The 13,234-nt window shown below is 43.4% G+C and carries 14 protein-coding genes; 11 read left to right on the forward strand and 3 right to left on the reverse strand.

The annotated features are described in order from the left end of the window. Position 1 precedes the first annotated feature (1 nt). From AC6UD6_RS05470 to AC6UD6_RS05485, 4 genes are all read left to right on the forward strand, one after another. Positions 2 to 790, forward strand: coding sequence for an MBL fold metallo-hydrolase (locus tag AC6UD6_RS05470; protein ID WP_500694189.1), 789 nt, complete (start codon positions 2 to 4; stop codon positions 788 to 790). 59 nt (positions 791 to 849) lie between these two features. Further along, entirely contained in the window at positions 850 to 2,109 is a 1,260-nt protein-coding gene (locus AC6UD6_RS05475; protein WP_500695959.1) for a S1C family serine protease, read from the forward strand. A gap of 586 nt (positions 2,110 to 2,695) precedes the next feature. Further along, positions 2,696 to 3,175: a 23S rRNA (pseudouridine(1915)-N(3))-methyltransferase RlmH gene (rlmH, locus tag AC6UD6_RS05480; protein ID WP_500695960.1), complete on the forward strand. Its 480-nt coding sequence runs from the start codon at positions 2,696 to 2,698 to the stop codon at positions 3,173 to 3,175. A 93-nt stretch (positions 3,176 to 3,268) separates the two neighbouring features. Beyond that, positions 3,269 to 3,886, forward strand: coding sequence for a YczE/YyaS/YitT family protein (locus tag AC6UD6_RS05485; RefSeq protein WP_500695961.1), 618 nt, complete (start codon positions 3,269 to 3,271; stop codon positions 3,884 to 3,886). A gap of 43 nt (positions 3,887 to 3,929) precedes the next feature. Here AC6UD6_RS05485 and AC6UD6_RS05490 read toward each other — a convergent pair whose 3' ends face one another. Next, entirely contained in the window at positions 3,930 to 4,670 is a 741-nt protein-coding gene (locus AC6UD6_RS05490) for a DsbA family oxidoreductase (RefSeq protein WP_500695962.1), read from the reverse strand. A gap of 78 nt (positions 4,671 to 4,748) precedes the next feature. Beyond that, positions 4,749 to 4,952 (reverse strand): hypothetical protein, encoded by a 204-nt coding sequence (locus tag AC6UD6_RS05495; protein WP_500695963.1) that lies wholly within the window; start codon positions 4,950 to 4,952, stop codon positions 4,749 to 4,751. Between the two features lie 194 nt (positions 4,953 to 5,146). On the opposite strand from AC6UD6_RS05495, the gene AC6UD6_RS05500 reads away from it, so the two are divergent. After that, a complete protein-coding gene (locus AC6UD6_RS05500; protein WP_500695964.1) occupies positions 5,147 to 5,731 on the forward strand; it encodes an NADPH-dependent FMN reductase in 585 nt (194 codons plus the stop codon). Positions 5,732 to 5,785: 54 nt separating this feature from the next. Here the strand turns inward: AC6UD6_RS05500 and AC6UD6_RS05505 are convergent, their stop codons facing one another. Beyond that, positions 5,786 to 6,016, reverse strand: a complete 231-nt coding sequence (locus AC6UD6_RS05505) for a hypothetical protein (protein ID WP_500694182.1) — start codon at positions 6,014 to 6,016, stop codon at positions 5,786 to 5,788. 600 nt (positions 6,017 to 6,616) lie between these two features. Here AC6UD6_RS05505 and AC6UD6_RS05510 point away from each other — a divergent pair. The 6 genes from AC6UD6_RS05510 to AC6UD6_RS05535 all read left to right on the forward strand — a co-directional run bounded on the left by AC6UD6_RS05510 (position 6,617) and on the right by AC6UD6_RS05535 (position 13,230). Next, entirely contained in the window at positions 6,617 to 7,855 is a 1,239-nt protein-coding gene (locus AC6UD6_RS05510; RefSeq protein ID WP_500695965.1) for an arginine deiminase, read from the forward strand. 16 nt (positions 7,856 to 7,871) lie between these two features. Then, positions 7,872 to 8,921, forward strand: a complete 1,050-nt coding sequence (argF, locus tag AC6UD6_RS05515; protein WP_500695966.1) for an ornithine carbamoyltransferase — start codon at positions 7,872 to 7,874, stop codon at positions 8,919 to 8,921. 79 nt (positions 8,922 to 9,000) lie between these two features. Beyond that, entirely contained in the window at positions 9,001 to 10,419 is a 1,419-nt protein-coding gene (locus tag AC6UD6_RS05520) for a basic amino acid/polyamine antiporter (RefSeq protein ID WP_500695967.1), read from the forward strand. Further along, positions 10,420 to 11,343 carry a carbamate kinase gene (gene arcC, locus AC6UD6_RS05525; protein ID WP_500695968.1) on the forward strand — a complete coding sequence of 308 codons (924 nt, stop codon included), beginning with the start codon at positions 10,420 to 10,422 and terminating at the stop codon, positions 11,341 to 11,343. A gap of 465 nt (positions 11,344 to 11,808) precedes the next feature. Then, positions 11,809 to 12,474, forward strand: coding sequence for an SDR family oxidoreductase (locus AC6UD6_RS05530; protein ID WP_500695969.1), 666 nt, complete (start codon positions 11,809 to 11,811; stop codon positions 12,472 to 12,474). A 15-nt stretch (positions 12,475 to 12,489) separates the two neighbouring features. Next, complete coding sequence (locus tag AC6UD6_RS05535) at positions 12,490 to 13,230, forward strand: SDR family oxidoreductase (protein ID WP_500695970.1); 741 nt, start codon at positions 12,490 to 12,492, stop codon at positions 13,228 to 13,230. The last annotated feature ends 4 nt before the right edge of the window (positions 13,231 to 13,234 follow it).

The raw sequence follows: 13,234 nt of genomic DNA on the forward strand, positions 1-13,234 counted from the left end.
AATGAAAATCAGTGTATTGTCGAGCGGAAGTGGCGGCAACGTTACTTATATTGAGACGAACCAGCACAAGGTCTTACTTGATGCCGGACTGTCGGGCAAAAAGATTGAGAACCTCATGAATTCGATTGGACGGAGTTTGACCGACGTTGATAAGTTATTTGTGACCCACGAACATACCGATCATGCCAAATCAGTGGGAATCTTGGCGCGTAAGTATGACATGCAGGTTTACGCGAACGAGAAGACCTGGAACGCGATGGGTAACAAGATCGGAAAATTTCCTGAGGAACAAAAGTTTATTTTTGATCCCGATACCACTAAGTCATTTGGTGACTTGGACGTTGAAAGTTTCAGTGTGTCCCATGATGCTGCCGACGCTCAGTTCTACAATTTTCACGACGGCGATAAGAGTTTTGTGGTGTTGACTGATACGGGCTACGTCTCTGATCACATTGAAGGGGTCATAAGAGACGCCAACGCGTACGTTTTAGAGTGTAATCATGACGTGGAAATGCTGAGAAACGGCGACTATTCGTGGCCAACCAAGCAACGCATCATGAGTGATGAGGGCCATTTGTCAAACGAAGACGGCGCGGACGCCATGATGAAAATCATCGGACGTGACACCAAGAACATCTTCATCGGGCACCGCAGTCATCATAACAACATGAAGTCTTTGGCTCATCTCACCGTCGCTTCCATGCTTGAAAATGAGGACTTTGGGGTCGGACAAGACTTCAATTTGTTTGACACCGACGTCGAAAAACCATCCGATTTAATAACTCTTTGAGAATAATTGATACTTTTTTAAAAACTATTTGATAGAATAATATTAAATGGGGTGTAAATATGAAGAGAACACATCCGCTACTAACAGTTGCCATCGTGGCACTAGTAGCCGGTCTATTGGGCGGTGGAATTGCTTATGGTGGGATTTCGTGGTATAACGGCGGAATGTCTCTAGGAACTCAATCCGTCCCTGCGGGTTCCAATCGTGGCGGAACCGCAAAAGTTGAGAATGTAAGGGTAAATGCCTCTAATCAGGCGGAAAAAGTCTTTAAGGACAACAAGGATGCCGTCGTTTCGGTCATTAACACCGAGAAGACCAAGTCCAGTGACTCTGATCCACTTCAAGGTATGTTTGGTGGCGTGTTCGGAGGAAATGGTGGAGACAATGGCGGCCAAGACCAAAAGGATCAGCAACAGATCAGTGAGGGTTCTGGAGTTGTCTACAATAAGGATAACGGCTCAGCGTACATTGTGACCAACAATCACGTGGTGTCTGGTTCGTCCAACCTGGAAGTCATCTTGAGTAACGGCCAGAAAAAGGAAGCTAAGCTAATTGGCCATGATGCCGTAACCGACCTTGCCGTTCTTAAGATTAACGGCGATGGTGTCAATAAGGTGGCTAACTTCGGTAATTCTGACGACATCAAGGTGGGTCAAACCGCCCTTGCGATTGGATCACCACTTGGCTCTGAGTACGCTTCGTCTCTGACTGAGGGAATCATTTCCGCTAAGAAGCGGGAAGTGCCGCAGGCTAGCACCGAGAACGGTCAGCAGAACGCCAGTGCCGGTGACGCAACGGTTATCCAGACCGATGCGGCCATTAACCCTGGAAACTCGGGTGGACCACTCCTAAATAGTGCCGGACAGGTCGTTGGGATTAACTCCATGAAACTGTCGAAGGATAGTTCCGGTACCAGTGTTGAAGGGATGGGGTTTGCTATTCCAAGTAACGAGGTCGTACGGATTATCAACCAGCTCATTAAGAACGGAAAGGTAATTCGTCCCGAACTAGGCATTAAGTACGTGGACCTAGCTAACATCTCGGTTAAGCAACAGAAATCGATTTTAAAGCTCCCTTCAAACGTTACCAATGGAGTTGTGGTGATGGACGTTAAAGGTGGCTCACCAGCCGCTAATGCGGGTCTCAAGAAAAATGACGTGATTACCAAGTTGGCTGGAAAAGACATTACCAATCAGGGTAAGTTACGTGACATCCTGTATGAGCATAACGTTGGCGACAAGATTTCCGTTACCTATTATCATAATGGGCAAATGAAAACGTCTGAGATTACGTTAGATCAGCAAGCAAAACAGCAGTAATTTAAAAAATGTTCGTCGTAGAGTAGATGCGGCGAACATTTTTTGTTTGAAAAGAGTGAACTGACATTCGGATAGCTTAATGCGATAATTGAAGCAATTGTCCGTTTAAAGCCTGAATTTTAGTTGTGATGATTGTAACGATACTTATGAATTCCGTGATAGAGGGATTGACGGTAAACTCCGAACAAAATTGGTTTAAAAAAAATTAATAATCAGAAAATACGTGGTTGGAAATGTCAAGTGGTAAAAGTCTGTGCATAACTTTGGGGATAAACTCATTGTGAAAACACAAAAGCTGTAATTTAGGCTTTTAATGATAGTGGAAAAGTATCGAGAACTTATCCACAGGAAGTGTGCATAAGTTTATGTAACAAAATTTTATTAAAAAAAGAACGCGATAAACGTTGATATCACAACAACGAAAATTGCGTTAACGAACATATGTCTTGTTTATTTCTGTGGATAAATAAAAATGTTGTTGACAAAATCGAAATATTAACAGGTCTTTAAATTCTCCAGAAACGTGATAGTTTGTGAAGGTACCTGTGGATAACTTTGTGGATAGTCTGTTTAAAGGAGTCGACTTATGAACATTAAATTGGTGGTAGTTGGAAAATTGAAGGAAAAATACTTCAAAGACGGAATTAATGAGTACGTCAAACGACTTTCTCGTTTTTGCAAGTTTAAGATTGTTCAGGTTCCCGACGAAAAGGCGCCTGAGAACCTTAGTCAAGCGGAAATGGACGAGGTGATGGAGCAAGAAGGAACCCGAATTTTGGCTAAAATTAAAGACCGCGAGTATGTGATTGCTTTGGCAATTCAAGGCGATGAACTGACCTCTGAAGCCTTTGCGAAGAAAATCAAGGATCTCGCAACGTACGGTCACTCGGACATTACCTTTGTGATTGGTGGGTCGTTGGGACTTGCTCGTAAGGTCTTGAAGCGGGCTAACTTTGAACTGTCATTTGGTTGTTTTACGCTACCGCACCAGCTGATGCGCTTAGTGTTGACCGAACAAATATATCGGGCTTTCATGATTAATAGCGGCAGTCCGTACCATAAATAGGAAACAGGCTGATTAGCTTTTTTTATTATTTTATTTGTAAAATATGGATATTTGCTTCAACTACACGTACACGCCGAAAGGATGTCATTAATAATGAAAATTTTAAATTCGCATCGGATGCTGCGTTTTCTGGTTCAAGTTCTAATTACCGCTATTGGAACGGCGATTATCGCTTTGGGAATGACCCTGATGCGAAAGGAAAACCTCGGAATGGACGCCTTTACCGCGTTAAGTGTCGGATTATCGCACCATTTACCGCTTGGCTTGGGTAACATCCAGTTCATCGACTACATGATTCTGTTAGTCATCGTGCTGATTTTGGATTACCATCAGATTGGCTTTGGGACTTTGATTAACATGCTGGTGGGTTACGGGGTTCAGTATTTCACGCTCTGGTTCGGTGCCTACTTGGTGTTCGATAACTTCTGGTTGAAATTGTTGTTCGCTGTCCTTGGATTCCTGATATTCACGGTCGGAATTGCCGTTTACATGTCGGCCAAGTTCGGGGTGTCCTCGTATGACGCGATTGCTCCCATTTTCTCTAAAAGATTGCACATGCCGTACTGGTCAGTGCGGGTGATTCAGGATGTGCTTTTCATGTTTTTGGCGTTCCTCGTTTCTGGTCCAATTGGAATTATGACGGTCATCATCTCGTTGTGTTCGGGTCCGTTTGTGGAACTCTGGGGCAGACACCTCCATTTGATTAAATAAAAAAACGGTCCGCTGGATTATTCCAACGGACCGTTTAGTTTAATTAATTCTTATTATCATTTGGGTTAACGCTGCAACTGCCGCCTTCACAGTTAGCACCCTTTTGTTGGTCATCATCGCCACCAACCATTTCAATTGGTTGAAAGCTAGCCCAAGCCTTGTCTAAAGCGGACTTGAAGACCTTCACTGGTTGAGCACCAGAAACGGCGTATTTCTTGTTAAAGATGTAAAACGGAACCCCGTTAATTCCAACTTGTTGAGCGGCGGCTTCGTCAGCTCGGACGTCGTCCTTGAATTTATCACTGTCTATAACAGATTTGACTTCGTCTTGGTTTAAACCAACGCTCATGGCAAGGTCAACTAAAACGGAGTTGTCGTCAACATTTAAACCGTCGGCAAAGTAAGCCTCAAATAACTTGTCCATCAGTTCGGATTCTTTACCCTTGGTTCCCGCAAAGTGAAGTAAACGGTGAGCTTTTAAGGTGTTCACTACTTTAATCTTTCCGGTATCCATCCTTAAACCAGCTTCGTTTGCCAGTTCGGTGATGTTTGATAGAAACTCGGAAACTTTTTCCTTTGACATTCCCTTTTCCTTACTCATGTGGTCAGCCATGGTTTCTGGTTCACCAGATGCGTTGGGATCAAGTTCAAAACTATTGTAATGAACCTCACCGTCGTCCTTATGGTCAAAATCACTTAGTGCGGACTTGAAGTGGGCTCGTCCGATGTAACAGAACGGACATGCAATATCGGACCAAACCTGGACTTCCATTTTTTTCGTCATTTTAGTACCTCCTACAAATTGTCTACTAACTAAAGTATAGTGTTCAACTGAATCAATCACAATCATCTTGCTTAAGAATCACTTATCAATGGCGTTGCTTGTTCCAAGTAACTTATCGTTTTTGATTTGCTTTGGATCTTGGTTTTGTTCAGTGGTTTGCTTACTATCACTGTTTTTTGCTTCATTTGGAGTGTTTTGATTTTCATTCTCGGCATGATCCGATGACTTCTTGTCAGAATCGCCATGGACTGATTTGAGAATCTTATTAAGCCAATTCTTCATGTTACTTCCCCCTCATCTACTTCTCACCTTATTATAGTATAGTGAGTTTTGATTGTAATGAAAGTTAACTATTTTATAAAGAATTGTGATAGGCCAACTACGAAGCGGACCTTTTGCTTGCTTTTGTTTCGGAAATTAAATAGAATTAAAGTACATATTAACTTACTTTTTGTGAGTAAAGGGAGAGAGATTAAATGAAAACAGTTGACGTAATTTTAGGTAGTGCCAGATCTAATTCTAGTGGTGCCGGAATTTTTAACTTTTTAAAGAAGAACGCAAAAGAACTTGAGTCTGACAACGAGGTCAAGTTGAACTTTATTGATATTGGTGATTTAGACTTACCAATCTTCAATGAGCCACTTCCACCAATGGGTGATCCTGACCGGAAACTAACGGGGGCACCCAAGAAGTGGATTGATAACATCAAGGCTGGAGACGGTTATCTATTTATCGAACCAGTCTATGACAACGGTCTTTCTGGCGCGTTTAAGAACGCCCTTGATTATATCGGCTTTGAAACGGCTGACAAGCCTGCCCGAATTGTTTCGTATTCTAGCAGTGCCTTGTCTGGTCAAGCTTCGGCTTTAGGCATCCTTCCCACTTTATCCATGTTGGGAATGGTAATGCTGCCACACATGACCATGATTGGCCACATTGACGACAACTTTGAAAAGGATGGCAATTTTGTAAGTAATGCGCCATCAGAAGAGTACTATTCCAAACAGTTAAAGGATGCCGTAGGTGACATTGCTTCTTACACCAAGCTTTTAGGTAATTAGGACTATAAATAAATACGCAAAAGGAGCACTTCATTTTTTGAAGTGCTCCTTTTTTTATTGAAAAATCATCTGCAAGACGATCAGGATAATCGAGATCAAGAAGACCGCTGTGATTATGTACTTGAAGAGTTTGTTAATCTTATTACTTCCCTCGGGGAAGAGCCACAAGATTAAGATTAAAAGGACGTTTAGACCAATTCCCACCCATGGATTGGGATGAAAAAAGGTTAAGACCATCAGTAACACCAAAATCACTAGTTCAAGTAGTTCCTTAAAGACTGTCAATTCAAGTAACCCCCTTTCTGTTTTACTAAAAACACCAAATCCGAGTAGACGTGGAGGTCTCTCAATAGATTTGGTGCACAGGTATGTTTTTAAAATGGCAAAAGAGATTGATTGGTACTTCTCATTACCGAACTAATTATACCATTGCGTTAAAACAAAAGCGAGATTATTTTTAATTATTTTAGATGGTTGACAAGTACTGGCGATTAAGGCTGATTTAAACGGTCTAAGTATCAACTAATAATGGATTATCATTAATCAGTACATTCAACAAAGTTAATTAATTAAGAGCCAAGTTATATTACGTTCGAGGATTTTTCTGGTGCGACGATTGTTAAACATGTAACTATTAAAAAGTTAGTTAAAATTTGGCAAAAACGTTTAGCTTTCCCATTGTATCAACACATATCCACTTTTACAAATTATCGGTCTTTGAACGATTTGACAAAATTTGTGAAACAGTTATCATTATTGACGTACGACTAGGAAACTTTTTCTAGTCGGTTAAAATGCTTGTTATAAATTGCGAAACCCCGTACGATATGGGTGGTTAAATCGTTTAACCATAAGCATGAATAACAATTCTTAAGGAGGATTATTATGAAATCTGCAATTGAAGTGAACTCTGAAATTGGGCAGCTGAAGTCTGTCTTAATGCACAGGCCCGGAAAAGAGATTGAAAATGTCATTCCGGATACCATGAAGCAGATGTTGTTTGATGACATCCCGTATCAAAAAATCGCTGACAAAGAGCACGATTATTTTACCAATCTACTCCGTGATCATGGAGTGGAGGTTGTGTACATCGAGGATTTGTTGGAAGACATCTTAAAAAAGGATGACGTAAGGGATGATTTTGAGTCAACTTACCTAAGTGAACACTACTACACGGGTAGTTCGGCAGAGGACATCAAACGCTACTTTGAGAGTCTCTCGATTCACGACCTGGTCAGTACGATTTATGCCGGCCTAAGACGAGATAAAATTCATTTTACTCACCCAAGTTTGCACGACGTGGCCGGGACGAACGCTTTTGATCCTTTCCTACTGGATCCATTACCAAATGCGTACTTTACAAGGGATCCGCAAGCTTCGATGGGATCTGGTTTAACGATTAACCACATGACTTTTGAGGCGCGGCGTCCGGAGTCACTCATCACGGAGTACGTGATGAAGTATCATCCACGGTTTGCCGGAAAAGTTGACGTTTGGCTGGACCGCTATAATGATGCTCGCATTGAGGGTGGTGACGAACTCGTTTTAAACGATCACGTCATGGCAATTGGTTGCTCGCAACGAACCTCAACTCGTTCGATTGAAAAACTGGCTCACAAACTTTTTGAGGACCCGAAGTCACATTTCGACACAATCGTGGCGGTTCAAATTCCGCATAACCACGCCATGATGCATCTAGATACGGTCTTCACCATGGTCAACTACGACCAATTTACCGTATATCCAGGGATCATGAACGGTGGTAAGATGAATATTAACATCCTTCATCCCGGAAAAAACAATACCATCAACATGGAACATCGTGAAAGTCTGCCGGATACACTCAAGGAAGTTCTTGGATTATCTGAGATTGACATGATGGAGACCGGCGATGGTGACCCAGTTGCCGCTCCACGTGAACAGTGGAACGATGGGTCAAACAACTTGGCAATTGCCCCTGGGGAAGTGGTCACATACGATCGCAACACGGTCACGATTGATGTGATGCGAAAACACGGTATTACCGTTTACGAGATTTTGTCTTCAGAACTATCGCGTGGCCGTGGTGGAGCTCGTTGTATGTCACAACCAATCATTCGTGAACCACTTGATAAAAATAATTAGAGGGGGAGCAAATTAAATGAGTACATTACTAGAGGAATTAAAATCAATGCAGGGACGTTCTTTTTTAAAGGAGTCTGATTTTACACCAGCCCAGATTGAAGCTTTGATTGATTTTGCCATTAACTTGAAAAACGAACACAAGAAGTATGGCAAGGTGACCAAGTATTTACACGACAAGGACCTCGTCCTCTTGTTTCAAAAGACTTCGACCAGAACCAGACTTTCGTTTGAACTTGGTGGTGACGACTTAGGCGGAAACACGGCCTACATTGATCCAACCTCAAGTCAGTTCGGCAAAAAGGAATCGGTGGAAGACTCCGCACGAGTCTTTGGCGAACTGGCTGACGGAATTGAGTACCGGGGCTTTGAACAATCCGACATGGAAATCATGGCCAAGTACTCGGGAGTTCCCGTTTGGAACGGTCTTTCAAACGAGTGGCATCCCACTCAAATGATTGCGGACTTCATGACCGTGAAGGAAAACTTCGGTCACTTAAAGGGGCTCACGTTGACCTTTGTTGGTGACGGGCGAAATAACGTGGCTAATTCTTTACTGGTGACCGGTTCGATGCTGGGTGTGAACGTTCACATCGTGGCTCCAGACGAACTGCACCCCGAAAAATCAGTGGTTGACTTAGCGGAAAAGTACGCCAAGGAATCAGGAGCACACTTCATGATTACCTCTGATATCGACAAGGGGGTCAAAGGATCAAACATCATCTACACCGACGTCTGGGTCTCAATGGGTGAAAACAACTGGCAACAACGAATTGACCAACTACTACCATACCAAGTCAACATGGACTTAATGAAGAAGACGGGCACCCCTGACGATGAATTGATTTTCATGCACTGTCTGCCAGCCTTTCATGACGGCAACACCACCACTGCTAAAGAGGCAGTTAAAAAATACAAGGGCCTAAACAGTCCCGAAATGGAAGTAACCGACGAGGTCTTTAGAAGTCCTTACGGGCGCCAGTTCGTTGAAGCTGGCAACCGCAAGCACTCGATCATGGCAATTATGGCCGCCACTTTAGGCGACTTGAGTATGTACAACGAAAATTAAATTTTACTAAAGCATAAATAGGATTATCAATGATACAATCATGTCCTAAATTAGGATTTGAGAGGATTGCGTAAATTATATGGGAAATAAAAAGGGAGTTTCATTATTTGGATTAATCATGCTGGTCATTAGTTCCGCGATTGGCGCTGGAATTTATAATGCCAGTGAACAGATTGCGGCAGCGGCCACTCCGGGACCCGCGCTGGTTGCGTGGATTATTACTGGAGTCGGAATTTTTGCACTAGCAATGAGTTTGAAGTCTCTAAGTGAGGATAAACCAGAACTGACTGGAATTTCCGATTTTGCCAGAGATGGATTTGGTGACTTTGCTGGATTTCTATCGGGCTGGGGATACTGGCTATCGGCATGGCTTGGTAACATTGCGTTTGCCACCATGATGATGTCAGCGATCGGTTATTTCTTTCCGGTTTTTCGATCAGGCAACTCAATTCAAGCGGTAATCATTGCGTCGGTATTCACGTGGCTACTCACGTGGTTAGTAACGATGGGGATTGAGAACGCGGCTTTCATCAATACCATTATCACCGTAATAAAAATAATTCCCTTGGTTGCTTTCGCAATCTTAGGAATTGTCTTATTCAAAGCTAACGTTTTCACCGCCCACTTCTGGGCTAATTTTAGTACTAACTTCACGTATAGTCCGGCGACGGCAATGGGGGTATTTGATCAAGTCAAGGGCTGTATCATCACTACCATGTGGATCTTCATTGGGATTGAAGGAGCCACGATGATGGCAGGACGCGCCAAGAAGCGTTCTGATGCGGCCAAGGCGACCATTATTGGCACCATCTCACTCTTGATCATCAACATCGTGATTGCGATGCTACCATATGGTTACTTACCCCAAGCCAAACTAGCTAAGTTGAGTAACCCAGCCCTGACCTACGTTGTTAAAGATATGATTGGACCAATAGGTGCAGCTTTTGTCAGTATCTCACTTATAATCACCATGGTCGGTGCCCTCCTGTCATGGACCATGCTTCCGGTTGAAGCGACGTCACAACTAGCTGATCAGAAGCTACTACCCCGGTGGTTCGGTTACTTAAACAAGCACAATTCACCTTCACACTCATTGTGGTTAACTCAGATTTTGGTACAAATTGTTTTGATTTCGTTACTATTTACCGATCAGGCGTACAACCTGGCAATCTCGTTGTGTACGGCAGCGATTGTGATTTGTTACGCGCTGGTTGGTGCCGATCAAATTAAGGCTGGGCTGCAGACTCATTCGGTCAAGAAAATGATGCCGGGCATCCTAGCTCTATTGTTTGAAGTTGTCGGAATCGCAGTGGCGGGACTACAATTCTTGTGGTTATGCTCAATTGCATACGTTCTAGGCTTTGGTTTCTACATCAAGGCAATCAAGAATCAAGGACGTAAAATCACACCCTTTGAATGGATCATGATGGCATTGATAACGATTGCCGCCATTGGGGCGGTCATTGCTCTATTTATGGGAAAGATAGGGGTGTCGTAAATGAAGAGAATCGTGATAGCTCTAGGTGGCAATGCGATTTTAACCGATGATCCAACTGCGAAAGGGCAAAGAGAAGCTTTAAAAAAAACCACGAAAAAAATCGTGAAGTTCGTGCGTAATTCGACTGAGAACCTTCAGTTAGTGATTACCCACGGCAATGGCCCGCAAGTTGGAAACTTGTTACTCCAAGAACTAAACGGTAGCACGAAGGAAAATCCGCCAATGCCACTTGACGTGGTTGGAGCGATGACTCAAGGTGAGTTAGGACTGTGGATTGGGGATGCCCTTTCAGACAATGATATGACTAGTTCAACCATTGTCACGCGGGTATTAGTCAATCCCAATGATCCAGCGTTTAAGGATCCAACCAAGCCCATCGGTCCGTTTTACGCGGACGTTAATTCCGTTTTAATGAAACATCCGGACTGGAAATTCGTCGAAGACTCCGGACGCGGATTCAGGCGGGTCGTTCCATCGCCTCATCCCATCAGCATTTTAGAGGCGAAGCAGATTAGCACCCTGGTTGACAGTGGGTTCACTGTCATTGCTGGTGGTGGTGGTGGCGTTCCGGTAGTCATGACTGACAATGGGGACGTCGAAGGCGTGGAAGCCGTGATTGACAAAGATTTTACGGCTTCGTTAATCGGACAAATGGTCAATGCTGATCAGTTAATTATCCTGACCGGCATTGACCAGGCGGCCATTAATTTCGGACGGCCTAATCAAAGAGAACTGGGACACGTGTCGCTTGACGAACTGGACATGTATTTAAAACAAGGTCAATTTGGTAAGGGTTCAATGGAACCCAAGATTCAAGCGGCGATGCAGTTTGTGAAAAACACCGGCAAGGAAGCCGTGATTACGTCATTAGACAACGTTGCCGATTTTGAGGAAAACGGTCGAGCAACGGTCATTAAAAAATAAAGACCGAAGAAATCACCCGATGACTATGAACTAGTCTTTGGGTGATTTTTAGTTGTTATTAAGTGATTCAACGGGACTATAACCATTTTTCCAATTTGATATTAGCATTTAAGAACGAAATGTCAAAGATTATTCTTATCTAGTTAGAGGTAATCCAATGTCATGATTAGTCTTTAAAACAAAAAGTTCCCTTGCAACTATTTTTGATAGTTGCAAGGGAACTTCATGGTACTTGTGGGTCATAACCATCAAATAGAAAGGAGTAGTGCATCTTGTTTGAAAACTACCGCCTACGCGGTACAAACATAGTATATCACACATGATAAAAATGTCTATCTTTATTTATTTTATGTGATTGAGAGGTGGCACGATTAACGCTGGCTTTAACATAAACTTCACATGCATATCGCTATTAACGTTTAGTTGAATTTGTTATGCTTTAGACGTATATAGGAGGTTTCAATTATGAAGATTATGATTATTGGTGGAACTGGAAGAGTCGGTTCTGACCTAGTAAAACAATTTCAAAAAAACACTGACGATTCGGTTACCATTGCGGCTCGTCATCCTGAAGAAGTCAAGTTTGTGGACACCGTTGAGGAACGTCCCAAAATTAACACCATGAAGTTTAGCATCGTCGACATGAGTGTTAACGAAATGGCCGACGCAATGAAGGGCTTTGATGCCATCTATTTCACCGCTGGATCCGGTGGACACAACGTGGTCCTAGTTGACAGTTACGGAGCCATCAAGACCATGCAGGCCGCCGAAAAAGCCGGCGTCAAACGTTACATCATGCTCAGTTCAGCCTTTGCGCTTCAACCAGACCAATGGGAAGGAAAGAAACACTACGCTAAGTTGCAGGATTACCAGGCTGCTAAGTTCATGGCCGACCACTGGTTAATTCACGATACTGACCTGAATTACACAATTTTACAGCCGGGCTCCTTGCTTGAGACTCCTGGAACCGGAGAAGTAACCTTTAATGATGACCAACCCGGTTCAAATTCAATCAACGACGTTTCACAGGTTTTGTTTGACGTTTTAGATAACCAGCATGCCTTTGACAAAGTTATCGTCATGCACAGTGGTGACATGAGTATCAAAACTGCACTTAACAATTTAAAATAGTTAGGGAGAATTAAGATGGCTGTTAAAGATAAAGTAGTTGTAATTACGGGAGCTTCTAGTGGAATTGGTGAAGCAACCGCCAAGTTGTTGGCAAAGAATGGTGCCAAGGTTGTGCTGGGTGCTAGAAGAGAGGACCGCTTACGTGCGATTCAGGAAGATATCGAAGCTGACGGTGGCGTGGCCGCCATTCAAAAGACTGACGTCACTAAACTCGATGAGGTCAAAAACTTGGCGTCCGCTGCGGTTGACCAGTTTGGTCGCATCGACGTTTGGATGAATAACGCTGGTGTGATGCCCCAATCACCACTAATCAAAGGCGACGTTAAGGGGTGGAACCTCATGATTGACGTCAATATCAGGGGTGTTTTGTACGGGATTACCGCTTCCCTTGATACGATGCGTGGTCAAGGTGGTGGTCAGTACATCAACACCGCTTCGGTTGCGGCCCACACTTCTGGAATTAACAGTGGGGTATACAGTGCCACAAAGGCGGCCGTGAAGATGATTAGTGATTCATTACGAGAGGAAGAGGCTAAGGCTAAGTCTGGTATTCGGGTGACTATGATTTCACCCGGCGCGGTAGCTACCGAATTGCCCAATCACATTACCGATCCAGACATCAAGAAGCAGTTTGAGTCATACGATTTGACGCCGCTTAGTCCCAAACGGATTGCGCAATCCATCCTGTACGCCATTGACATGCCCAAGGATGCCTCGGTCAACGAAATCGTGATTCGACCAACCGATCAGGTTTAGGGTT

This window comes from Fructilactobacillus sp. X8R2C1 (genome assembly GCF_059900955.1).

Coding starts and splice junctions, on each gene's coding strand:
- AC6UD6_RS05500 (WP_500695964.1), top strand. CDS start 5,147: ATGAAAACAGTTGACGTAATTTTAGGTAGTGCCAGATCTAATTCTAGT.
- AC6UD6_RS05530 (WP_500695969.1), top strand. CDS start 11,809: ATGAAGATTATGATTATTGGTGGAACTGGAAGAGTCGGTTCTGACCTA.
- AC6UD6_RS05535 (WP_500695970.1), top strand. CDS start 12,490: ATGGCTGTTAAAGATAAAGTAGTTGTAATTACGGGAGCTTCTAGTGGA.
- rlmH (WP_500695960.1), top strand. CDS start 2,696: ATGAACATTAAATTGGTGGTAGTTGGAAAATTGAAGGAAAAATACTTC.
- AC6UD6_RS05470 (WP_500694189.1), top strand. CDS start 2: ATGAAAATCAGTGTATTGTCGAGCGGAAGTGGCGGCAACGTTACTTAT.
- AC6UD6_RS05510 (WP_500695965.1), top strand. CDS start 6,617: ATGAAATCTGCAATTGAAGTGAACTCTGAAATTGGGCAGCTGAAGTCT.
- arcC (WP_500695968.1), top strand. CDS start 10,420: ATGAAGAGAATCGTGATAGCTCTAGGTGGCAATGCGATTTTAACCGAT.
- argF (WP_500695966.1), top strand. CDS start 7,872: ATGAGTACATTACTAGAGGAATTAAAATCAATGCAGGGACGTTCTTTT.
- AC6UD6_RS05520 (WP_500695967.1), top strand. CDS start 9,001: ATGGGAAATAAAAAGGGAGTTTCATTATTTGGATTAATCATGCTGGTC.
- AC6UD6_RS05495 (WP_500695963.1), bottom strand. CDS start 4,952: ATGAAGAATTGGCTTAATAAGATTCTCAAATCAGTCCATGGCGATTCT.
- AC6UD6_RS05485 (WP_500695961.1), top strand. CDS start 3,269: ATGAAAATTTTAAATTCGCATCGGATGCTGCGTTTTCTGGTTCAAGTT.
- AC6UD6_RS05475 (WP_500695959.1), top strand. CDS start 850: ATGAAGAGAACACATCCGCTACTAACAGTTGCCATCGTGGCACTAGTA.
- AC6UD6_RS05490 (WP_500695962.1), bottom strand. CDS start 4,670: ATGACGAAAAAAATGGAAGTCCAGGTTTGGTCCGATATTGCATGTCCG.